This window comes from Pedobacter endophyticus (assembly GCF_015679185.1).
Taxonomy (GTDB): Bacteria; Bacteroidota; Bacteroidia; order Sphingobacteriales; family Sphingobacteriaceae; genus Pedobacter; species Pedobacter endophyticus.
This window is the reverse complement of the sequence record NZ_CP064939.1, coordinates 1,945,279-1,969,727: the sequence shown is the minus strand read 5'-3', so window position 1 is coordinate 1,969,727 and position 24,449 is coordinate 1,945,279. Positions and strand designations below refer to the sequence as shown.

14 protein-coding genes are annotated in these 24,449 nt (G+C 41.6%); 9 read left to right on the top strand and 5 right to left on the bottom strand.

The window, feature by feature from the left end; all coding sequences use genetic code 11:
* The first annotated feature begins 131 nt into the window (after nt 1-131).
* The 8 genes from IZT61_RS07815 to IZT61_RS07780 all read left to right on the top strand — a co-directional run bounded on the left by IZT61_RS07815 (nt 132) and on the right by IZT61_RS07780 (nt 14,565).
* Nucleotides 132-719 carry a redoxin domain-containing protein gene (locus IZT61_RS07815; protein ID WP_196100605.1) on the top strand — a complete coding sequence of 196 codons (588 nt, stop codon included), beginning with the start codon at nt 132-134 and terminating at the stop codon, nt 717-719.
* Entirely contained in the window at nt 719-2,050 is a 1,332-nt protein-coding gene (locus IZT61_RS07810) for a c-type cytochrome (RefSeq protein ID WP_196100604.1), read from the top strand. Before IZT61_RS07815 ends, IZT61_RS07810 begins: the two co-directional genes overlap by 1 nt.
* Before the next feature lie 45 nt (nt 2,051-2,095).
* Nucleotides 2,096-5,446, top strand: a complete 3,351-nt coding sequence (locus IZT61_RS07805; protein ID WP_196100603.1) for a VCBS repeat-containing protein — start codon at nt 2,096-2,098, stop codon at nt 5,444-5,446.
* A gap of 9 nt (nt 5,447-5,455) precedes the next feature.
* Nucleotides 5,456-6,766, top strand: a complete 1,311-nt coding sequence (locus IZT61_RS07800; RefSeq protein WP_196100602.1) for a vanadium-dependent haloperoxidase — start codon at nt 5,456-5,458, stop codon at nt 6,764-6,766.
* Nucleotides 6,767-7,335: 569 nt separating this feature from the next.
* Nucleotides 7,336-10,584: a SusC/RagA family TonB-linked outer membrane protein gene (locus tag IZT61_RS07795; RefSeq protein ID WP_196100601.1), complete on the top strand. Its 3,249-nt coding sequence runs from the start codon at nt 7,336-7,338 to the stop codon at nt 10,582-10,584.
* Between the two features lie 13 nt (nt 10,585-10,597).
* Nucleotides 10,598-12,193 (top strand): SusD/RagB family nutrient-binding outer membrane lipoprotein, encoded by a 1,596-nt coding sequence (locus tag IZT61_RS07790; RefSeq protein ID WP_196100600.1) that lies wholly within the window; start codon nt 10,598-10,600, stop codon nt 12,191-12,193.
* A gap of 562 nt (nt 12,194-12,755) precedes the next feature.
* Nucleotides 12,756-14,180, top strand: a complete 1,425-nt coding sequence (locus IZT61_RS07785) for an alpha-L-fucosidase (RefSeq protein WP_196100599.1) — start codon at nt 12,756-12,758, stop codon at nt 14,178-14,180.
* A 235-nt stretch (nt 14,181-14,415) separates the two neighbouring features.
* Nucleotides 14,416-14,565 carry a hypothetical protein gene (locus IZT61_RS07780; protein ID WP_196100598.1) on the top strand — a complete coding sequence of 50 codons (150 nt, stop codon included), beginning with the start codon at nt 14,416-14,418 and terminating at the stop codon, nt 14,563-14,565.
* Between the two features lie 226 nt (nt 14,566-14,791).
* Here the strand turns inward: IZT61_RS07780 and IZT61_RS07775 are convergent, their stop codons facing one another.
* From IZT61_RS07775 to IZT61_RS07755, 5 genes are all read right to left on the bottom strand, one after another.
* Nucleotides 14,792-15,877 carry an Ldh family oxidoreductase gene (locus IZT61_RS07775; RefSeq protein ID WP_196100597.1) on the bottom strand — a complete coding sequence of 362 codons (1,086 nt, stop codon included), beginning with the start codon at nt 15,875-15,877 and terminating at the stop codon, nt 14,792-14,794.
* 410 nt (nt 15,878-16,287) lie between these two features.
* The gene (bshC, locus tag IZT61_RS07770; RefSeq protein WP_196100596.1) at nt 16,288-17,874 is read right to left on the bottom strand and encodes a bacillithiol biosynthesis cysteine-adding enzyme BshC; all 1,587 of its coding nucleotides are present in this window, start codon (nt 17,872-17,874) and stop codon (nt 16,288-16,290) included.
* Nucleotides 17,875-18,129: 255 nt separating this feature from the next.
* Entirely contained in the window at nt 18,130-18,537 is a 408-nt protein-coding gene (locus tag IZT61_RS07765) for a GxxExxY protein (protein ID WP_196100595.1), read from the bottom strand.
* A 99-nt stretch (nt 18,538-18,636) separates the two neighbouring features.
* Nucleotides 18,637-20,445 (bottom strand): alpha-L-fucosidase, encoded by a 1,809-nt coding sequence (locus IZT61_RS07760; protein WP_196100594.1) that lies wholly within the window; start codon nt 20,443-20,445, stop codon nt 18,637-18,639.
* A gap of 762 nt (nt 20,446-21,207) precedes the next feature.
* Entirely contained in the window at nt 21,208-23,076 is a 1,869-nt protein-coding gene (locus IZT61_RS07755) for a DEAD/DEAH box helicase (protein ID WP_196100593.1), read from the bottom strand.
* A gap of 769 nt (nt 23,077-23,845) precedes the next feature.
* On the opposite strand from IZT61_RS07755, the gene IZT61_RS07750 reads away from it, so the two are divergent.
* Nucleotides 23,846-24,442 carry an RNA polymerase sigma factor gene (locus tag IZT61_RS07750; protein ID WP_230383900.1) on the top strand — a complete coding sequence of 199 codons (597 nt, stop codon included), beginning with the start codon at nt 23,846-23,848 and terminating at the stop codon, nt 24,440-24,442.
* Nucleotides 24,443-24,449 lie beyond the last annotated feature (7 nt).

Here is a 24,449-nt window from a genome sequence, read left to right as displayed (position 1 = left end):
GATTTATCATCCTGAAGCTGCCAAGGATCGGCTTAAATGCCAGGAAGTTGCTGGTAGGCTCAGTATGATAGATTAGGATTGAGTTTAGGCATTATGATACAGCCTCTTTTCAAATCTTCAAACCTGATAAAATGAGGTTGATTAGCTTTTTTCTTAGTTTAAGTTTGTTTTCGGTAATCTTTCTACATCCGAAAAATACGGAAGCGCAAGAACATATAGTGTCGGCAAAAGAATTGGAGGCTATAAAACTGATTAATTTACAGGGAAAGCAGCTCTCCTTAACACTAAAAGGTGCAATTGTGGTCGTCTTTTTAAGCCCCGAGTGCCCGTTATGTAAAAACTATCTGCCTACTTTGAAAAAGCTTCAGGGCGCAAATCCTCAAGTTGCGTTTTATGGTATTTTTCCTGGAAAAAGCTACTCTTTAAAAGAGATAAATGATCTCAGAAATGAGTATAACATCAATTTTGCGCTCTTAAAAGATAGCGATAAGAAACTGTCGGCCCATTTAAGCGCAACCACTACCCCCGAAGTTGTCGTAATCAACAAGCTTGGGGCAATTACCTATCGTGGTTTGATTGATAACTGGGCTTCATCACTCGGAAAAAAACGCCTGGTAATTACAGAAAGGTATTTGGAAGATGCGCTTGCGGACCTACTAAATGGAAAACAGACTTTTAAAGAAACCAGTCCGATAGGTTGCTTAATTAACGATATATAATGAAACTAAGATCCGTTTTCATAGCAAAGATTGTTGCCGTAACATTTGCCTTTCTGGTTTTTAAGCATAAAGCAAATGCTCAAAAAATAACCTACTATAAACATGTTGCACCAATTATCCAAAGCAAGTGCCAACCATGCCACCGCCCGGGCGAAGCTGCCCCTTTTTCGCTCATAACGTATGAAGATGTGGCTAAAAGAGCTTCGTTTATAAAAAAGGTAACGCAATCTGGTTATATGCCTCCATGGAAACCCGATAATCATTATAGGTCGTTTAAGAACGATAGATCGTTAACAGACGAAGAAAAGCAAACAATTGCCAAATGGGTTGATAATAAGATGCCGATTGGCAAGCCTGGTCAAGCACCGAAAAATCTCGCCAAGGTGTATGTGAAAGGAACCCAGTATACCAGAAAGCCTGATCTAACCCTATCAGCTACTTCGTTTAAGGTTTTAGGCGATAATAAAGAGCGGTTTATTGTTTTTAAGATTCCATTTGATATCGGTGCTGAAAAAAATGTTGAGGCAATGGAGTTTGTTTCTTCAAATAAAAAAGTAATACACCACGCCAACTGGGCCATTCATCCGGTAAGTGATGAGGTAGATATTAAGCAAGGTGCCGACTTTATTAATTTAACAGACGATGACAGAACAAAATATTCGCAATATTTTCCTTTTAAGAAAACGATGACCTATTATGGCGGATGGATTCCCGGGACGTCTTATGAATCTTATCCCAATAATTTCGGCTGGGTTATGCCCAAACGCGGAGTTGTGCTGTTAACCATACACTACGCGCCGGTAGCTAAAGAGGATGAGAACATTGCTGGAATAAATTTCTTTTTTAAGGAAACGCCTATAGAACGTGTGGTAAAAGTGATCAGCTTAGGTTCTGCAGGTGTGGGCGAAAAATCTATCGACCCTTACTTTTTTATTCCAGCAGATTCAATAAGAAAATTTGAGCTAAAAATTACGACACCTCAAGATCAATCGCTGTTGTACATTTGGCCGCACATGCATTATTTGGGAAAAAAATTCAAATCATACGCTGTAACCCCACAAAAAGACACCATAAATCTAGTCTCAATTCCTTCATGGGATTTCAGATGGCAGGAAATATATCAATTCAAAAATCTGATAAAAATTCCCAAGGGCTCCGTGTTAACAATGGAAGGCACTTATGACAATACTAAAAATAATCCCGACAACCCAAGCAACCCACCTCGAAACGTTTATTCGGCCAACGATATGAAATCGACCGATGAGATGATGACCATGCTACTCGTGTTTTTGCCCTATAAAGAGAACGATGAATACATAGAATTAAGATAGGCCCGGCGCATATTTAATTTTAGCTCCACTTTAAACAAAATTGCCATGAAAATAGGAATTTATAGCACCGTTTTTCTTCTCTTCGAGCTAGTTGCTATTGTTCACGATGTTAACGGCCAGCAGCCCTTGTTTACCTTACTTCCGGCAAAAGAAACAAATATCAGTTTTGTAAACAAGGTAATTGAGACCGATTCGCTGCACGTGATGAACTATGAATATCTGTATAACGGATCTGGCGTTGGAGTGGCCGATTTTAATGGCGATGGCTTATCTGACGTTTTTTTCTCATCAAACTCAGCAAGCCATAAATTGTATATGAACAAGGGCGATCTTAAATTTGAGGATATTACAAATAAGGCTGGCCTTAGTGGAAATGGCACATGGGGCACCGGGGTAAGCATTGCAGATGTAAATGGCGATGGCTTGTTGGATATATATGTTTGTCATTCTGGTAAACATTCCGATGATGAACTTAAAAATGAGCTCTTTATCAACCAGGGAATTAAGGGAAAGATACCAGTGTTTAAAAACATGGCCGAAGTTTACGGCCTTGATGCGAGAGGAACGCAATCTACACAGGCCGTTTTTTTTGATTATGATAAGGATGGTGATTTGGACATGTTTCTGCTAAATCACTCCAACCAAACGTATAAACCGTTTGTAAGTACTAAAAAGGTGCGGGCAACCCCCAATATGAAATACGGGAATCGTTTATTTAGAAATGATCCCAAAAATAATCAACCGTATTTTGTAGACGTTACTATAACCTCGGGCATTATCAACAATGCCTTAAATTTTGGCCTCAACGTGGCTGTAAGCGATTTAAATAGCGATGGCTGGCCAGATATATATACTTCAAGCGATTACACCGAGCAAGATTGCCTGTATATAAACAATAAGAATGGTACTTTTTCTGAGACTATCAGGAAATCTATCAAGCACATCTCAAAATTTTCAATGGGCTCGGATATAGCCGATTATAACAATGATGGCAAGCCCGATATCATCACACTGGATATGTTGCCCGAGGATAACCGCCGGCAAAAACTGCTTAAAGGACCAGATGAGTACGACCAATATCACTTATTGCTGGATAGTGGATATTATAACCAGCAAATGAGAAACATGCTACACTTAAACCAGGGCTTGGCAGAGGATGGTCATTTACGTTTTAGCGAAATCGGTCAATTAGCCGGAATTTCCAACACGGATTGGAGTTGGGCGCCTTTATTTGCCGATTTTGACAACGATGGTTGGAAGGACTTATTCATTTCTAACGGATATTTAAGAGACTTTACTGATATGGATTTCTTAAAGTACACCGTTGCCAATGCGCAGGTAGAATCGCTCAAGCAAGGAAGCTTGAAATTTCAAACCTTCGATTTGGTTAAGAAGATGCCGTCTAATAAAATATCCAATTATATTTTCTCCAACAATCGCGATTTGACTTTTACCAACCAAACAAAAGCTTGGGGCATTTCAACGCCCTCGGTTTCAAATGGTTCAGCTTATGCCGACTTAGATAATGACGGCGACCTGGATTTGATCGTTTGTAATATCAACTCACCGATAATGGTATATCGAAATAATTCCAATTTAGAGCAATTAAACTATTTAAAGATAAAACTTGTTGGAGCAGGCTTAAACACATCAGCGGTGGGCGCTAAAATTTACGTAAAAACTAAAGACAACTTACAATATCAGGAAAAATATGTGGTGCGTGGGTACCAATCGAGTGTTGATCAAATCAATTGTTTTGGGCTAGGTAAAAACAATACAATTGATGAGGTGAAGGTAGTTTGGCCCGATGGAAAAGAGACCTTGATCGAAAATATACAATCCAATAAGACGCTAACGGTGCGGCAGAATGAAGCTAAAATTAAAAAAGAAGATAAAGGTGAGCCAAAAGCGCTGTTTGCAGATTTTACTGCACAATCTGGCTTGACATTTAGACATATTGAAAACGATTTCATTGATTTTAAAGGCGAAACGCTGCTACCGTACCAACTATCTAAGTTTGGGCCGGCGTTGGCTACAGCAGATGTTAATAATGATGGCATTGAAGACGTTTTTCTAGGTGGGGCAATTGGTCAGGAAAGTAAGCTGTACTTAGGCAATAAAAAAGGAGGCTACAACGTCTCCAAAAGTCAACCTTGGGACGAGGACAAAGCTTGTGAAGATGTAAATGCGGTTTTTTTTGATGCAAATGGCGATGGCTTTTCAGATTTATGGGTAGTAAGCGGAGGGAATGAATACAACGAAGATTCACCCGAGTATCAGGACCGATTATATTTAAACGATGGAAACGGAATTTTTAGCAAGGCCAAAAATGCACTGCCTAAAATGTGGAACAGCAAGCAAGCCATAAGCTTTGCCGATTTCGATCAAGATGGAGATTTGGATGTTTTTGTAGGTGGTATGAGCAAATCAGGCGCTTTCCCCTTATGTAGCAAAAGCTATTTATTGTGCAATAATTCAAAAGGGGGAGTGGCAAAGTTTGAAAATGTAACCAAAGTGCTGGCTCCTGAGTTGGAGTACGCCGGAATGGTTGTTACAGCCATTTGGCAAGACTTAGATGCTGATAAACATCCCGAATTGTTGATCGGTGGAGACTGGATGGCCCTAAAGAAGTTTAAAAATGAAAAGGGCGTTTTAAAAATCGATAAAGAATCTGGCCTGGAAAACTCAGATGGGATGTGGAGTAAAATTGTTTCGATGGATGTGAACAACGATGGCGCAATGGATTTTATTGCTGGCAATTGTGGCTTAAACAATCAATTTAAGGCAAATGATAAGCAGCCGACCACTATTTATGTAGCAGATTTTAATAATGATGATGTATTGGATCCGATTATGTGCTATTATATTCAAGGGCAGAATTATCCAATGGCATCCAGAGACGAGCTGCTCGATCAGATGGTGCAGTTAAAGAAACGGTTTCTAAGTTACGCTTCCTACGCTGATTTAACAATAGAACAATTGCTTACACCAGATCAGTTAAGCAAAAGTCAGAAATTTTACTGTAAACGCTTTGAAACTTCCATTTTACTAAATGATGGATCCGGCAAATTTGCCATCAAAGCCCTTCCAATAGAAGCGCAGATTTCCAGAACCTGGGGAATAATAACCGATGACTTCAATAAAGATGGAAAGCAGGATATCTTATTAGGCGGAAATTTCTACCCCTATCGGGTTCAACTTGGCCAGGCAGATGCCAGTTTGGGCCTACTTCTATTTGGAAATGGAAAGGGCGATTTTAAGGCGGTTCCCCCTTATCGTTCAGGGTTTTATATAGATGGCGATGTCAGAAATATGATTGAGATGAAGGGAGAAACGAAAAAAATCATTGTTGTCAAAAATAACGATCAAGTTCAGCTTTTAAAGGCTACTAATTAAAACGACATCATGAAAATATATTTGTTCTTGTTTATTTTCTGTATTTCAAAAAGTGCCATGGCGCAGTTGCCTACAAGCGAACATGATCCGTGGCCATTACACAGATCGCAGAAAGCCCTTTCTGATATTATTGTAAACGATATATTCTCGCCACCAGTTGCAAGCAGGATCTTCGTTTACGCAAACATTGCTGCTTATGAGGTTCAGGTGCAAAACAACAGCCAGTTTGTTTCATTAAAAGGTCAGTTGAATAGCTTCAACGGCATCCCAAAAGCAGATAGAAAGGAGATCAGCTATTCTGTTGCTGCCACCTATGCCTACTGGCAGGTTGCAAAGCGCCTGGTTTTCTCTGATCAAGTTGCGTTAGACAGTTTAAGCAGCATTTTAAACTGGTATAAGCAAAAAGGATATCCAAAAGCACTAATCGAAAATTCAATTTCGTACGGCAAAGCGGTGTCAGATTCGGTTTTAAAATGGGTCGATCAAGATAATTATAAGGAAACCCGCAAGTTGAGGCGCTACAGCATTATAAAAAAGGAAGGGAACTGGGCGCCAACTCCTCCGGGGTATATGGCAGCCGTAGAGCCATATTGGAATAAAATAAGGCCGTTGGTTATAAAAACAGCCGATCAGTTTAAACCTGTTTCGCCCCCAACCTACAGTACCGATAAGAACAGTGCATTCTTCTTAAATGCAAAAGAAGTCTATTTGGCCGGAAAAAACCTAAATAAGAACCAGATAGAAATAGCCAAGTTTTGGGATTGCAATCCTTTCTTTTTGAATGTAAATGGTCATATGAATTTTGCAACAAAGAAGATTTCGCCCGGAGCACACTGGATATCAATAGCTGGGATTGCCTGCAAACTAAAAAGTTTCGATTATGCTCAAAGCAGTTTTGCGTATACATCAGTTAACATTGCCTTGTTTGATGCCTTTATTAGTTGTTGGGACGAGAAGTATCGAAGCAATTATATCCGCCCTGAAACCTTTATAAACTCGCATATTGATGAGAATTGGCAACCAATCTTGCAAACCCCTCCATTTCCGGAGTATACGAGTGGACATAGTGTAGTATCGACAGCAGCGGCCCATATATTAACCAACATATTTGGAAATAACTTTGCGTTTCAAGATGATACAGAAATCGATTACGGACTGCCAATCAGGGAATTCTCTTCCTTCAACCAAGCGGCCAATGAAGCGGCCATCAGTAGGCTTTATGGAGGTATTCATTACAGGCCGGCAATAGAAAATGGACAAGTTCAAGGGCGGGGCATTGGCGCCCATCAGGCAGCAGAACTTGTAATGAGAAGACAATAGTTCATAATCAATTTTCCTTTTGGTAAACCAGCGATTCATACCCAAAAAACACTTATTAAAAAAAATAAAAAGATCTTGTTTATTTGGTGTATTTTTTATTAAGTTTGATAAGACAATCTACCCTATATGTCGCTGGCATTAATGAAGAGACGGCAGCGTTTAACGACTGGCCTTATTAAGCGTCTTTATTACAAACAAGTCCATTCGTTAACGGACTTATGCAGGCTTATGCAATGCTCGCTCAGCACTACGCTAAAGGCTCAACCCCAAAAAAATATTTATACCACCGTTGCACATCAATCGCTTCTCCGGTTCAGTACCTGTAATCAATTTCGTAGCGCTTTTTTCACTATCGCCTATGTTTACGTAAGCAGCGTTTTTCAGTTTGGAGCGGTATGCACTTTAATTAATAATGTTAGTGCGATAAGCCATTGGCTGCCCTTGGTTCGGTAGAAAAAACAACAAAATCAAACACTTATAAACATCAACTACAAAGCCTATGGATAAATAAAAAGAACCACAACTCAACCAAAATCCCAATTAAAAAATCACCCTAAACAAACCATATTATGAAAAAAAACTACTTAATGTGCTTAAGTATGTTGTTGTTGCTTTTTGCAACTACAGCCGTGTATGCGCAAAAAACCGTGTCAGGTATCATCAAAGATGCCGGCGGTAATCCCATCCCCAGTGTAAGCGTTCTCGAAAAAGGTGCCCGTAATGGCACTTCAACCAACCCCGACGGAGCCTTCCGCTTAACCGTTAAAAATGGAGCTACGCTCGTTCTGCAATCCGTAGGTTTCGTAACCCAAGAAATTTCGAGCGACAGCAATTTATCCACTATTGTACTATTAGAAGATCAACAGACGTTAAAAGAAGTTGTAGTAACGGGGCTCGGCGTTAAACAAGAAAAGCGATCACTCGGCTATTCTGTATCCAGTATTAAAACCGAAAATCTGGCCAACGACGGGTCGCCATTAAACAGTTTGAGCGCCCTTTATGGTCAGGCACCTGGACTTCGCTTAAATGCAACTGCCTTAGGTCCGTCTGGAGGGATGAATGTTAACATCCGTAATACCGTTGCGTTGTTTTCTGGTTCCAATATCAGGCCGCTTTTTGTAATCGATGGGGTGCCAATGTTAGATGGGCCTACTGATATTAACAGAAGTACAGGAAACGGACTGAACGATTTGAACATGAATGATGTAGAATCGTTTGAAGTTTTAAAAGGAGCCAAAGCGGCCCTGCTTTATGGATCGGAAGGTGCTAACGGCGTTATCCTAATTACCACCAAAACCGGAAGTAAGAAAAAGGGGCTCGGCATTGAGGCCAACTACAGCCGTTCAATAGATAACCCCTGGGTAATGCAAAAATTTCAGAACGAGTTTGGTTCTGGGTTTCCAGCGGCCTGGAATAATCCCGGCGTTGTAGATGCAGAAGGATTTTACTTAAGAAACGGACAACAGGCCTATTACCCTACCAATTACAACTTTGGTCCACGCTTAGATGGCAGGCAGATTTTATGGTATGATAATGTGAACAGACCATACGTAGCGCAGCCAGATAACATCAAGGCGCTGTACCAAGATGGATTTACCGGAAATACCAACGTTTCTGTACAAGGTGGCGGCCCTCAGGGCGGTTTCAGGGTATCGTACACCAATAACGATTATAAGGGGATTTTTAAAGGATATAACCTTCAGGAGAATAAATTCCTTTTTAATGGCAACATCAATATCACAGAGCAGGTTAAATTTAAATTAACAAGTACCTACGTGAATAGCTTTAGCCACAACTCGCCCGCAACAAATCAGGATGCTTTTGTAACTTATGGAATTCCGCGACAACTGGATGTAGCGAGATTGGAACAAGAGCAGGTTGTAGACCCAGAAACGGGTTATTTTTGGTGGTACGTTCAGAACCGACAAGCGCAAAATCCAACCGGAGGTATTGTAAGAGACGGCTTGGCAAGAAATTATTTCTGGAATCAAACCCAAAATACTTATAACAATACCAGAGATCACTACATTAATTCGGCTACGCTTACCATAAACTTCACCCCGAACTTCTATTTAGAAACGCTTGGTGGTTTCGATTTAATTACCAATAGAGGTGAAACAGGAGAGAAGCTAACGCGTCCGCTAACAGATGGAACAGGTGGATATTATGGCCTATCCAACTCCAGAGAAGTGAGGTACAATGGTCAATCATTGCTGCATTTCGACAAAAAGCTTGGTAAAGATTTTCAATTAAATACATTCGTGGGTGGTATTATACAGCGCTATACTTTCGATGGAATGTCGAGAAATACCAATGGCGGGTTTATAACACGAGACTGGTTCTCGCTAAACAACTCGGTCAACAATCAGTTGAACAGCAGCTCATCAAGAAACCTTACTCGTCTTTACGCAGCTGTTGGATCAGTGCAGCTGGCCTACAAAGACTGGTTGTATTTTGATGTGCAGGCCAGAAATGACTGGGCATCGCAATTGCCTCCAAAAAACAACTCTTACTTCTATCCCGGAGCCAGTACATCCTTTATTTATACTGATGCTTTTAAACTTCCACAATGGATTTCTTACGGAAAGTTTAGGGTTTCGTTGGCCGATGTGGGTAGACCAGGTACTGCTTATTTTGCTAATACCACTTATGGCATAGGCAATTATGGCTCGGTGATTTATTATACACCACCATCTGATTTACCTCCGGTAGATTTAAGAAACGAACGTAAACGCGAACTCGAATTTGGTTTGGAGAACAGATTCTTAAATAACCGTTTAGGTTTCGAATTTAACGTGTTCTTCGCAAAAATGTACGACCAGATTATGCCCCTTACCGTTGCGCCGTCAACGGGTGTTAATTCCATCCGCGTAAACGCAGGTCAGATCAACAATACAGGTTTTGAATTAAACATTTATGGAACACCAATTCAGACCGAAAATTTCAAATGGAACGTGGTATTCAATGCTTCGCAATCTAAACCAAAAATTATTAAGCTGGCAGGCGGAATTAAGCAACAAGATGTGGGCGGCGGCTCTGGCGCTTTAGTAACCGCAAGAGAGGGCGAGCCCTATGGCCAAATTGTGGTGAGCGATTATGTGCGTGATGGCAATGGCAATTTAGTTGTCGGATCGGATGGTTTCTACACAACAGATGCAACCAGGCCCGTAGTAGTGGGTAATGTAATTCCAAAAGCAGTAGGCGGTTTAAATAACAGTTTCAATTACAAAGGCTTAAGTGTCGATTTTAATATCGATTTTTCATTTGGAAGTAAGCTCATCTCACAAACCAACATGTATATGGTCGGAAACGGATCGGCCGAAAATACCATAGCCGGAAGAGACGAGCGCAGTGGTGGTTTACCCTACTATATCAACAATGCAGGTGCTTTCGTGGGCTTACCGAGCCATACTTCATCCGTTCCTGCCGATTCTCGTTACCCATTTATCATGCACAATGGCGTAGTGCTTCCCGGTGTAAAAGCTAACGGGCAGCCAAACGATGTAATCATCACCGCAGAGGATAAGTATTCATACTATTGGAGAAGTTTTATGGATATACAGCCAGATGTGGTTTATAAAAACGATTACATCAAATTAAGAAACGTAAGTATAGCCTATACGCTGCCAACCAAGTGGGTAACTAAAATGAAACTACAGCGCCTTACCCTATCTGCATTTGCAAATAACTTAGCTTATTTATACAAAACCATGCCCAATGTAGATGCTGAGGCCCTTAACGGAACAAATGTTTACTTTGAAAATAACGCTTGGCCAGCAATTAGAAGTTATGGTATGAGTATAAAAGCGATGTTTTAATCAACCTATCATCATGAAAAAATATTTTAACTCGATAAATAAAGTTGCTGCCGTATTGTTTATGGTGGCGATTGCAGGAACATCCTGCCAAAAGAGATTAGAGAAAGATTTCTTTAATCCAGACGGGTTCACCGATCCAACTATTGAAGGTTTTTATGCCGGTGCCCAACAGCAGCTGGGCATTTTCAGGTATTCGTATGGTGAGTTTTATCATACCTTTAGAGCCTTTAACCCGATGCTTGGAAGTGGTGGATTTGTAAACGATGGTGTGGCCAACACGTTTGGTTGGGGCCACAGTCCCTATGGTGATATTTACGGCAAGCTTCGGCCAATTAAATCACTTCAGGATTTATATGCTTCTCTTCCCGATAATCAGAAAGGCGATTATCAAATCTATTTTCAAACGAGTAATGTAATTAAGGATTTCTTGTTTGGTCAACTGGCTGATGCTTACGATGATGTACCTTATACTGAAGCCATGATGGCCGCCAGCCAGGGTTATTTCCCGAAATTCGATAAGCAACAGGTAATTTATACAGGCATATTGGCCGATTTGAAAGAAGTATCAGGTTTCCTTAAAACCTATACGCTCGGAACCAGTGCCATTCAGCAGAATTTCAAAAAGTTTGATATTTTCTTTGCCGGTGATGTCAATATGTGGCGGGTTTTTACAAACAGTCTTCGAATTCGTTTAGCCATGCGCCTTACCAATGTTGATCCCAATCTGGCAAAATCAGTTGTTCAGGAAGTGTTGGCAGATGGGGCCTACAGCAAAGACAGGGCATCGTCAGTTACACTCGTTGATAAACAACAAGATCGTGCATACGAGTTTTTACTTAACCGATCAATTCAAGAATCGCGTGATCTGTTGTGGGCACCCCAAAATATGTTCAAGGTTTTGCGCAAAACCGGTCAGCCCGACGATCCACGCTTGAAAGTGCTGTTTCAGCCAGATAAAGATGGAAAATATACCCCAATGCCAACCGAAGCAACCGATGTATCTGCTATCCGTAGTACCATAACTTCGACCGATCTGGCCAAAACCTTTCCGTCTATGTATAACAGATCCTCTTTTGAGCGCAATTTGGGTATGCTGAGCATGGTACTTACCTCTTCAGAAATTCATTTGTTGCTTGCAGAAGCAGGCATGCGCTGGCCAGATTTGGGCCTTAACGTTGCAAACGAGTACGAAACGGCCATCAGGCAATCGATAGACATCTATTATGAAAACAACGCATTGAACAAAGATGTCACTTACTCGGGTTTTATTCCTGAATCCATGCCGGCAAAACCATCCGCTACCGATATCAATACTTTTATTGTAGCGAAATTAGCTGAATTTACAGCCGCCAATGATACGGAAAAGAAAGGTTTGATTTTCGATCAGCGCTATGTGCATTTCAATATGTTAAAGCCTTACGAATTATGGGCAGAAGTGAGAAGGCTGAAGAAAGAACTTGGCGAACGCGTTAACAAGGCGCCGAGCAATGTAAAACTCATGGAACGCACTATTTATCCGAGCAGCGAAGAAGTGAACAACAATGCCAACTTTTTACAGGTTAAAGCGAAAAATAACTACACAACGCCGGTATGGTGGAGTGGGAGATAGCCGTAAATCGTGTGAATCCTATATTTTAATGAATTGAAAAACCCTAAAAGCAAATGGCACCTCGCCATTTGCTTTTTTTATAAATGCGGCGGTTCAAATAATCAAAAAAGTCTGTTGCATACCTATATTTTGTCAATAAATAGCTATATTCAGAACAAACCATATAGCGGCTGTTTCAAAACGAAGGATTCGATTCAAATTTGTCACGTTAAGCCTGCAGAGAAGTCCTATCATGTGGACACATTTTTGAAATATCGTTTTACGAGCTGAAATCATCAAAATGACAACACATTTTATGGCGGTTTCTAAAAACGGTCGTCATCCTTCCCGAAGCTTCGGGAGGGATCCTAATGCGCAATAAATTGGGCGCCCAGCATTAATCCCGTACGTACGGGACCGCCTACGCGGGAATGACGGCGCATAAAACGAGATGTGTCCACACGAAAGGAGAAGTCGGGACAAGTAGTCGAAACGCCCTTTCAAGCATTTGGGTTAGTCTTTCGACAAGCTCAGGATGACAATTCTTTATTTTTGATACTGCGTTAACTTTTAAAATTTAAACATGAAGCTCAAACACATCATTTTTACCTTTTTATGTGGCATCGCGTATGCCTCAAATGCACAGCAGACCGACATCATGCCTCAATCTACTCATTACGAGGCGCCGACAGATCCATTAGTGAAACAAAAGCTGGAGAACTGGCAGGATAAGAAATTTGGAATGATTGTGCACTGGGGTTTGTACGCCGTTCCCGGAATTATAGAGTCGTGGTCTGTCTGCTCAGAAGATTGGATCGATCGCGACAGCACCATTAGGTACGATGACTACAAGCGATGGTATTGGGGGTTGAGCGAGAAATTCAACCCTACAAAGTTTAATCCCACACAATGGGCCCAGGCAGGTAAAGCTGCGGGCATGAAATACCTCGTTTTTACCACCAAACACCACGACGGATTCGCCATGTTCGATACCAGGGAAACCGACTTCAGCATCGCAAAGGGACCTTTTAGCAATAATCCGAAAAAAGATGTTGCTAAATATGTATTCGAAGCATTTAGAAACGAAGGTTTTATGATTGGCGCCTATTTCTCAAAGCCCGATTGGCATTCGCAGTACTATTGGTGGGATAAATATGCCACCGCTAACCGAAACAACAATTACGATATCCGCAAAAATCCGTGGCGCTGGGCCATGTTTAAAAAGTACACTCAAAATCAAATTGGCGAACTGATGAACAACTATGGAAGCATCGATATCCTGTGGTTGGACGGCGGTTGGGTTCGGCCGTTGGAAACCGTTAATCAGGAAGTCCTCTCGTGGGGAGCGCCGATTCCGGCGTGGAGTCAGGACATTGATATGCCAACCATTGCCGCAATGGCCCGCAAAGCACAGCCAGGCTTAATAATGGTTGATAGAACGGTGCACGGCCAGTACGAGAACTATCAAACACCGGAACAAAAAATTCCTGAAAAGCAATTGAATTACCCTTGGGAAAGCTGCATGACTTTGGGCGGCGGCTGGGGTTTTGTACCTAACGACAACTATAAATCAGCTAAAGAAGTTGTTCATAAATTGGTAGAAATTGTAGCCAAAGGTGGAAGTTTGCTTTTGGGCATTGGTCCGGCAGCCGATGGTACGCTTCCCGACGATGTGGTAAAAAAGCTAAATGAAATTGGCGAATGGACTTCCAAAAATGGAGCTGCAGTTTACGGCACCAGAATTACTTCCAACTATCATGATGCCCAAACCTGGTTTACGCAAGGTAAGGATGGAAAAAGCATGTACGCTATTCATTTGATAAAGGGCGATGCAATAAAACAAGTTGCTTGGCAAGGGAACCTCCCAAAAAAAGGAACTCAGGTTACGCTTTTGGGCAGTAACCAAAAATTGACCTGGAAAATTTCAAATGGCAAGGTTTATGTCAATCTTCCAAAAAATGATGAAAAAATTGCCCTTGCGTTTTCTTTTGTGCCTGAGAAAAGTTAAATCTTATGTCTACTCAATTAAAAAACCGCGTCAGCTCTGTGCCGATTTCTCCTAGGGTTGCACACTATACGATTCCTCGGGAGGCTCAGCGTGACAAACTCGAAACGAATCTGTCTTTGTTAAACAGGCTCAACACTCCGTTAACCCCTAGTAACGTGGTACACCGCGTTCGGCACCCCGCTTACCACGTTGATGTACGTGGTACACCACGTTCGGCACTCCGCTTACCACGTTAATGTACGTGGTACACCACGTTCGGCACCCCGTTTACCACGTTGATGTAGGTGGTAAACCACGTCCGCAACCCCGTTTACCACGTTGCACCACGCCACCGACGGGGCAAATGACGTGGTACACCACGTTACCAACCCCATCAGTGGAGTAAACAACGTGGTACACCACGTTACCCAACGCCACCAATGGGGAAAATGACGTGGTACACCACGTGACCAAGCCCACCAGCGGAGTAAACAACGTGGTACACCACGTTCTGCTATCCGTAACTGAGGTAAGTAAAGCTATTTAACGAGCGGTGAAAAAGAAAACTGACAAGCGTTAATTCGCGAGTTAACTGATGAATATCTGTTCCTTTAAAAAGGGCAGCAGTTCGTTTAGGAAAGCCTTTCTATGCCCAATCTTTCTGCAAGTTCATTCAAATCCTTAACCACAACGTCAATCAGCGGGATGCCGCTAACTTTTCTCTCCTGCTCAAACTCATGTTCTGGTTCGCCGGGGATGATCACGTTTTGATCGGGATCGACTGTTTTTGCGCTTTTGAAACGTTCCACCCAATTATCTAAATGACTTTTGAAATCATCGGCCGGGCGGAAACCATCAACCCGCATAGCGCCCAGAAAATGGCCGAGCCCTTCGCCTACAGGATTGGCAGATGGTTCTAAAAAGGCAACGAAGGGAGGCGCCCATGGCCCGTAATTGGCTCCAGAAAGCACGGCCGATAAAATGTCGACCGTTGCACTCAATCCATAACCCTTGTGGCTTCCGTGGTCTTTGTCGCTTCCCAGTGGCAACAGCGAACCTCCGTTTTTCAATTCGTTGGGGTTTGTTGAGCTTGCTCCATCTTTACTCTGTACCCAACCGCTGGGTATGCTTTTCTCTGCCCGTTGCGCAATTTCGAGTTTTCCATTGGCGGCGGCCGACGTGGCCATGTCTACAATTACCGGCGGATATTTGCCTGCCGGGAACGCATAACACATAGGGTTTGTGCCCAAAAGGCGTTCGCTTGCATACGTCGGCGCAACCAAAGGGCTTGCGTTGGTCATGCTGATGCCGATCATGTCTTTCTCTACGGCCATTAAAGCGTGATAGCCCGCAATGCCAAAATGATTCGAATTTTTAACGGAAACCCATCCGCTACCATATTTTTCTGCCTTTTCTATAGCAACCTGCATGGCAAATGGAGCCACAACGAGGCCCAGGCCAGCATCACCATCAATGGTAGCCGTAGTGGGCGTTTCGTGCACGATCTTGATATTTGGGCTAGCATTGATCCTTCCTTTCTCCCACAATCGGATGTAACCACTTAAACGTGCCACCCCGTGCGAATCTATTCCACGTAAATCTGAACGGACTAAAACATCAGTAGCTAAGGTTGCGTGCGCATCAGAACACCCCATTTTTTTAAAAACATTATGGGTAAAGTTTCTTAGGTGCGATTCGGTAAAGGTGATGAAGTTCATTAGTTATGTAATTAGTATCAAGTAACCTCTCCCGCCGCCCTTCCGATGAAATCCGATAACTATCGGATCGGAACAAGTTCTCCTTGAAGAGAGGGGGCTAGGAAGTGGTATTTTATTTGTTTCGTAGTTAAAAGTTTATATGGACTTTTTCTATTCTTTTCCCGAGGGGATGCCTTTGGCACAGCTTTTGTCTTTAGTCTTCCGACTTTTCCCGAAGGGATGCCTCTGGCACGGCTTTATTCGTCTAATTTCTAGACTTCTGACTCCGGACTCCGGACTTTCGGACTTCGGACTCCCGACTTTCGGACTTTTTCTATTCTTTTCCCGAAGGGATGCCTTTGGCACAGCTTTATTCGTCTAATTTCTAGACTTCTGACTCCGGACTTCCGACTCTCGACTTTCAGACTTCCTTAAGGTAAAAGCAACGTAAAATCTCCGCCCAGTGGTTCGAAATTTTCGATGCAACTGGAAAGAAAATCTTCGCCATAGTTAACATACATCGGTGCAATGTTTAACGTTCTTTCTTGCATGGTGCCGCCTGGAAACAGGCGCTTTTTAACGTTCTCAATTTGTACCAAGGCGGTTTCATGCTTCCGTTTTTCTGCTCTGAATAACTTTTTTTCGAGGTTTGCGAGTAAATGATTCGTTTTCTGTTTGGCGGTATCGGTAGAAACAGAAAGTGTTTTATCGATCTTGTAAGCGTTGAGCTTAATCTGATCGAAAATACTGTTGATGGCTCTGGTTTCATCGGCCAGACTAAGTTGTGCTGTTGAATTTTTTAATACCCAAAGATTTTTGAGTTCATCTACCGGCAGAAAAACGTCTTCGAGCGAAAAGCCTAAATTATATAAATTTTCGGCACTGCGTTTATCAATTAATAAGGCGGAGTTGCGTAATAAAAGCACCGGGAAATCGACTTTGTAATAATCGAAATTGGCCTTTAACTGCATCCAATAAGCTACTTCTGCGCCGCCCCCAATGTAGGCGATATTTGGCAGAATAACTTCCTGATACATTGGTCGCATCACAACATTTGGGCTGAATCGCTCCGGATGCGCTTCAATTTCTGCCCTCAATTCAGCCTCCGTAAAACTAATATCAGTATGATTAACTACATATTTATTGTTTTCGAAGATCAGGCGCTCTCTCAGGTTATCGTTTAAATAAAAAAAGTTGATATCGCGTCCGTTTACCTGCGTTTTGTAGCCCAAATCTTCCAATTTGGTTGAGCTTTTCTCTATGTTTTTCGAGCTGTTATGTTCAATAATATCACTGGCGGCTATTTCTGCAAATAGCTTTTTTAATGATGGATTATCAGCGTTTACAATCACTAAACCATATTTTTCGAATAATTTATTCACCAAATACCTTGTGGCATCAGCCAAATTATCATGTTCGAGGTAAGCTTTTTCTACCAGTTTGGCAATGTGTTGGCCATTGCTCGAAATACCGAGGTAACCCTTATACGCCGTAACCGCTGCGGCAACGGTTTTGGTACTTAACCGGCCGGTGGCACCATTGGTATTTTGAATCCAGCTGATATTTTTCTCGTCGACGCTTACGTGGTTGATTTCCTCAAAATCGTGATCTTCCGTTGCCATCCAATATACTGGCACAAAGTTCTTGTCGGGATGCGCCATCTTTAATTCTATTGCCAAATTAATGGCGGTCACAATCTTGTAGATGAAATAAAGCGGTCCGGTAAATAGGTTCAATTGGTGGCCTGTGGTCACAGTAAAAGTATTGTCCTCGCCCAGCAACTCGATGTTTTTTATTACCGACCGGTTCGGTTGCAGATGCTGATATTGATCTTGCAGAACTTTAACCAAAATAGACCGATCTCCCAGGAAATTTCTGTTTTTAATCGCCTCGCCTAATCCTTCTATGTCAGGACGATAGTTATAAAAAGCCTGTAGTTCTTCTTCATTGTTGATATAATCCAATACCAATTTCGAAAACGAGCCTGTTTCTTGGTAAGAAATGTATTTTGCCTGCATAGTTTGCGAAATAAGATAAAATTTAAATCAAATTGTACATTTCTCTTATATTTTACATAACGTAGATAGAAACAGTAAAAAAGTTTGGTGTCCAGGTATATTCATAACGCATGTTTATGCCCAATCGCGAAATGTTTACCACATAGGCACATAGAACACATAGTTGTTATGCTTAGCAAAAATGAGCTATTAATAATTAGCCAAGCATGTGGGCAAGCCGTTTACCCCCCTTAATCTTAAATAGTATATACTGCTCTATTCGGGTAAAAATCGAAAGAAATCGTTTACAAACGTTTTTTGCCCTTCCTTAAATAGATTTGTGCAATTGAAGTTTATCAATATTCCTTTGGGTACCTCAAGTAGGTGCATGTAAGTGAGTAGCTGGGCTTCAAATATGGGTTTCATAGTTTCAACAGCTTTCAATTCAACTACCAATGTGTTTTCAATAAATAAATCACACCTGAGTTCAGATTCTATTTCGAAGTCTTTATAGTAAATGGGTACCAGAACTTCAGCTATTGAATATACACCGCGCAAATCGAGCTCATATGATAAGCACTTATGATATACGCTTTCTAGTAATCCGGGGCCTAAAGATTTATGCACTTCTATTGCTGCACCAATCACATTATAACTTATTTCATTTAATTCTTTTTTTGTCATTCTACCTAATTTTTAAAGTGAAAAGATTTATAATTAAGATAGAGATGATTGACTATGTTTTCTATGTGCCTATGTGTTCAATTGTGTTTGGCTAAAGTATCACATATTACTTTCTAACGCTGTTACTTTTTCTTCAAACAAGTCGATTGGTCCATCCAGAAGTACGGCAATAACGGTCAGATTTTTATCAACTTTATCTGGCGGCAACGGGATATACGTAATTCCGGGTACTTTGCTCCAATATAATTTGTTATACACTTCACTCAGTAAAATGGTACCCTCGCCAACCACTCTAATCCTGGCGATTCCGTTTTTTAAACCTTTAAGCGCAATCGGGCCATTGGGCGTTCCTTCAACAAATAAGAAAAGTGTTTTTTTATCTTCTGATAAGGCCGACTTGCCTTCGTAATGACCATTTGAAATGCCTTTACCGGTTTTATATAAGGCTTCGGCATTTTTCATCACCCAATTATCGTATTCGGTATTTCCGGTTGGTTTATAGCCTTGTCCGTCAAAAGCTAAATTAGTGTTGATAAATGGATTCTTACCTTTCGCAATGTTATTGGCCAATACCTTGATCTTCAAATTGGTATTCTTATCCGTGTTTATGGCTTCTAAAGTGGGCGTACTTAGCTGAACAGGTTCATCAAAAGTAACTTTTGCTACGGCTACATCGTTATCAAAAGCATTTTCGGGTATGTTAATGATCCAGTTGTCGCTTCCAACCAAAGTAAACTCAATATCGCCTTTATAACCCACAATCGACACCTTTTTCATCGGCGATTTCACCCCGCTTAAAATAATGCCGTTTCGGTCTTTATAATTGAAATAAAGAAACAATGTTTTCTTGTCTTTTGATAAAGTGGTTTTTCCATTGAAGTGGTCCGTTGGGATGCCCGCTTGTGTGCCATAAATTGCTTCAGCGTGTTTCTTAGTCCAGGCGCCAAGGTCTTTTAATATTTTAACTTGTTCGGGTGCAATTGTTCCGTTGGGCTTTGGGCCAATATCCAGCAATAGGTTTCCGCCCATGCTCATACAATCAACCAGTGTACGAATAACCATATTGCTCGATTTATATTTGGTGTCGTACGGTTGATAGCCCCAGCTATCGTTCATGGTGTAGCACAATTCCCAATAGGGTGCGGCGGGTTTTAACACCGGGATGCCTTGTTCGGGTGTATCGTAATCGCCTTTGTTATCTAAACGGGCATTAATGATAATGTTTGGATTGTATTTGCGCAGTAAAGAATGGATTTTGTCTGCCTGCCATTCTGTTGGCGAGTGCTCCCAGTTTCCGTCAAACCAAAATAAGTCGGGTTTAAACTCCGTTGAAAGTTCGGTTAATTGCTGCTGTTGATAGTTTAAGAAGGTTTGCCAGCGGTTGGGTTCTGTTTTAATATCGTATCGGTTTCTTTTGCTTGTAAACACGTTATAGTCGGGGTAGCTCCAATCGGGAAGGGAATAATAAATACCGGTTTTTAATCCAGCTTGCTGCAACGCTTTCACAAAAGGGGTTAGTACGTCTTTTTTTGCAGCACTATTTTTAAGTGTAGTAATGGCGTTTGGCGCTTTGGTATCCCACAACGATATACCATCGTGATGTTTGGTGGTGAATACCGCATATTTTGCTCCGCTTTGCTTAATTAAATCGACCCATTCCTTGGGATTATATTTTTCGGCAGTAAAACCATCCAGTTGCTTCAAATAGGCGTCGTGATTGATGTAATTGTTAAAAAACGACCACGATTCTGAAATGCCGTTTACCGAGTAGATGCCCCAATGAACGAAGATGCCAAGTTTTGCATCGCCAAACCATTCCATTTTTTTATTGGAATTATTGTTTTGTTGTGCTAGAAGGTGGGTAGTTGATAAAAATGAAATTGCAATAAGAAGTTTGAGAATCCTCATAATCTGAAAATTATTGTTGGTTTCTGCAATATAGAGCTATTTTGTTTATTGGGAAAGGAATTTGCAAGAGTTCTTTGCTTTTGGCTCTCCGTTGACTGAAGTCAACGGCAACTTATATATGGTAGAAAGTCTGGTTTGAGCGAAGGAAACTTTTTAGCAAGGCGTTTCAGCTCCCTTTCAAACTTTGGAATAAATTGAACTTTATAGCTCATTCAGCAAATCGTCTGCGTTACGTGCCTCAAGCTTGCCCGATAACACTAGGTTTAACTCGTCTACAGCCTCTTTCACGTCTTCGACTCCGCTCAGACTGACACCCCTTTTGCTTAACTCAATAACATTGTGTTTCATCGGCTCAGACCGACGCCCCTTTCGCTTAACTCAATAACATTGTGCTTCATCGGCTCAGACTGACACCCCTTTCGCTTAACTCAATAACATTGTGCTTCATCGGCTCAGACTGACACCCCTTTCGCTTAACTCAATAACATTGTGTTTCATCGGCTCAGACTGACACCCCTTTTGCTTAACTCAATAACATTGTGCTTCATCGGCTCAGACCGACGCCCCTTTCGCTTAACTCAATAACATTGTGTTTCATCGGCTCAGACTGACACCCCTTTCGCTTAACTCAATAACATTGTATTTCATCGGCTCAGACTGACGCCCCTCTCACTTAACTAAATGACATTGTGCTTGAGCTGACAAAAAAAAAGCCGGTTTTGAAAACAAAACCGGCTTCGAATACTATTTAAATTTAGCGATTTACCACTTTTTTCTGCGTTCGCCGCTTCCGCCTTCTCTGCGTCCACCAGTGCTACCGCCTTTGTCTTCGCGACTGCGGCCAGAGAAATCTCTGAAACCACCGCCTTCGCGGCTTCCACCTTCACGTCTTCCGCTACGTTCACCGCCAGATCTTCTGTCGCCGCCACGGAAACCACCGCCGCCGCCTCTGCGCTCACCGCCGAAACCGCCACGTCTTTCTCCACCACCGCGTCTTTCTCCGCCACCGCCATCGCCGCTTTTTTCAATGCGAACCTGACGACCGTTGAACTCAACAGATTTAAAGCCTTCGAAAACTTTATCAGCAACATCATCTTCAACTTCAAAGAAAGAGAAAACGCCTTTTAAATCGATCTTACCAACGCTTTTGCCAGCAATTTTTCCGTTGTTACAGATAAATGATAACATATCGCCGCGGGTAAATTCATCTACGGAGCCCAGGTTGATAAACAAACGGGTATAGCCTTCGCTACCACGTCCGCGACCACCACGTTCTCTGTCGCCACCACGATCTTCGCCAACTGCAGCATTTAAATCTGGGGCTTTCGAATAGTAATCTAAGAAACGGTTAAACTCTAATGAGGCAAAACGCTTGATTACATCTTCTTTTGATAAATCAGCAAATTCATCCATAATACGAGGAATGTACTGATCGATTTGTTCGTTGTTAACTTCTACGTTATGTACTTTATGTACTAAAGAGAATAGTTGTTTTTCGCAAACATCGAAACCTGTAGGCAACTCGGCCTTGGTAAATTGCTTACCAATAATGCGTTCGAGTTGACGGATTTTGCCCAACTCTTTAGAGTTGATGATACAGATTGAAATACCAGTTTTACCTGCACGACCGGTACGGCCAGAACGGTGAGTATAACTTTCAATTTCATCAGGCAATGAATAGTTGATTACGTGGGTTACGTTGTTTACATCGATACCACGAGCGGCAACATCGGTAGCAATTAACAATTGCATGTTACGCTCACGGAAACGTTGCATTACCTTATCGCGTTGTTGCTGCGATAAATCGCCGTGTAAGGCATCAGCATTGTAACCATCCTTAATTAAGTGCTCGGCAATATCTTGTGTATCCAATTTGGTTTTACAAAATACTACTGCAAAAATTTCGGGATTGAAATCTACAATACGTTTTAGGGCTGCATATTTATCGCGGGCACGAACAATGTAGTATTCGTGTTCGATATTTACGTTACCTGTGTTTTTGGTGCCCATGGTTAATTCAACAGGCTCGTTCATGTATTTTTTTGCAATACGGCGAACTTCTGACGGCATTGTAGCCGAGAATAACCAGGTTTTTTTGTCATCAGGAGTGGTTGATAAAATGTCGTTAATGTCATCCTGGAAACCCATGTTTAACATTTCGTCAGCTTCATCAAGCACAACATATTTAACGTTTGAAAAATCGATGGCTTTACGGCCAATGATATCCAACATACGGCCGGGCGTGGCCACCACGATTTGAACGCCTTGGCGTATTTCGCGGAGTTGTTGCATAATGTTCGCGCCACCGTAAACGGCAACAACGTGGGCATTAGCAACGTTTTTAGAAAAGTTTTTAAGGTCGTTAGCGATCTGTAAACATAACTCACGGGTAGGGCATAAAATTAATGCCTGTGGTTTATTTACTTTAAAATCGATTAGTTCTAACAGCGGCAAACCAAATGCGGCTGTTTTTCCTGTTCCTGTTTGGGCCAAACCAACAAAATCGTTATTGCCCTCTAACAGTACAGGAATACTTTGCTCCTGAATAGGCGTTGGATTTTCGAATCCAAGGTCCTTTACGGCATTAACGACGTCATCACTTATCCCCAATAATTGAAATGGGTTTGTCATTCGTCTTTTTTATTTTTAATTGAGCCGCAAAGGTACGGTTAATATTTGGTATTTTGAAGATAGTTAGATAAATAGTTTTTAGGTGTAATTATTTGAAAATAAGGGAGAAAGAAGGATGCAGGAATTAGCAGCGGGCAATGGGCAATTGGTAAGTACCAATAAGCAATACCAAGCAGTTTAGTCATCCGATGAATATAGACAGGTTGCTTATATTCATCCGATGACTAATGAACCAATTAGCAATGACGAATAAGCAATACCAAACAGCCATCGGATGAATCTAGCGGCAATGTAGGGTATTCATCCGATGACTGATGAACCAATAACTAATGAAACCAATTACCAAATAGGCAATACCAAACAGTCATCGGATGAATCTAGCGGCAATGTAAGGTATTCATCCGATGACTGATGAACCAATAACTAATGAAACCAATTACCAAATAGGCAATACCAAACAGTCATCGGATGAATCTAGCGGCAATGTAAGGTATTCATCCGATGACTGATGAACCAATAACTAATGAAACCAATTACCAAATAAGCAATACCAAACAGTCATCGGATGAATCTAGCGGCAATGTAAGGTATTCATCCGATGACTAATGAACCGATGAAACCAATTACCAATAGGCAATACCAAACAGTCATCGGATGAATCTAGCGGCAATGCAAGGTATTCATCCGATGACTAATGAACTAGTGAACCAACTAACCAATTGCTAAAGTTCTTGAAAATGACTATGTTTGGTTAATCAATCCTTAATCATTGAAAGCTTCGATAACTTGTGAGGGCGATAACAGCGAGAATTTTCTTTTTGACTTATTAAAGCAAGGAGACGAGGCTGCTTTTGATAAAATTTACCGCCTTTATTGGATCGATCTTTATAATGCGGCGTACAGGCGTTTACCCGAAAAAGAGAAGTGTCAGGATATTATTCAAAATGTTTTCGCCGATCTCTGGAACCGAAGAACAACGCTCGATTTACAAAATCCACTGGCTTACCTACACACCGCAGTACGCTTTCAGGTATTAAAACACATCGCCAGATCGCCAAAAGGCAGCTTTTTTGCCGATTACTTCGAAAATCAACTGATTTCGCCACTACAGGCCGATGGTGAGTTGCTGGAACGGGAAGCGAAAGGCGTAATTGAATTGTTTATAAAAGCACTTCCGGAAAAGCGAAGAAGAATATTTCTGTTGCACTACTACGAAGGCTTATCTACAGCTAAAATTTCGGTAGCGCTAAACGTTTCTCAAAAAACGGTTCAAAACCAGCTTACCACCGCAACCCATGCGCTAAAGTTTCGGTTAACGCATCTGTTTGTGTTAGTAGTTTCCGTTTATTCTGCATTTTCGAGATAATCTTTAG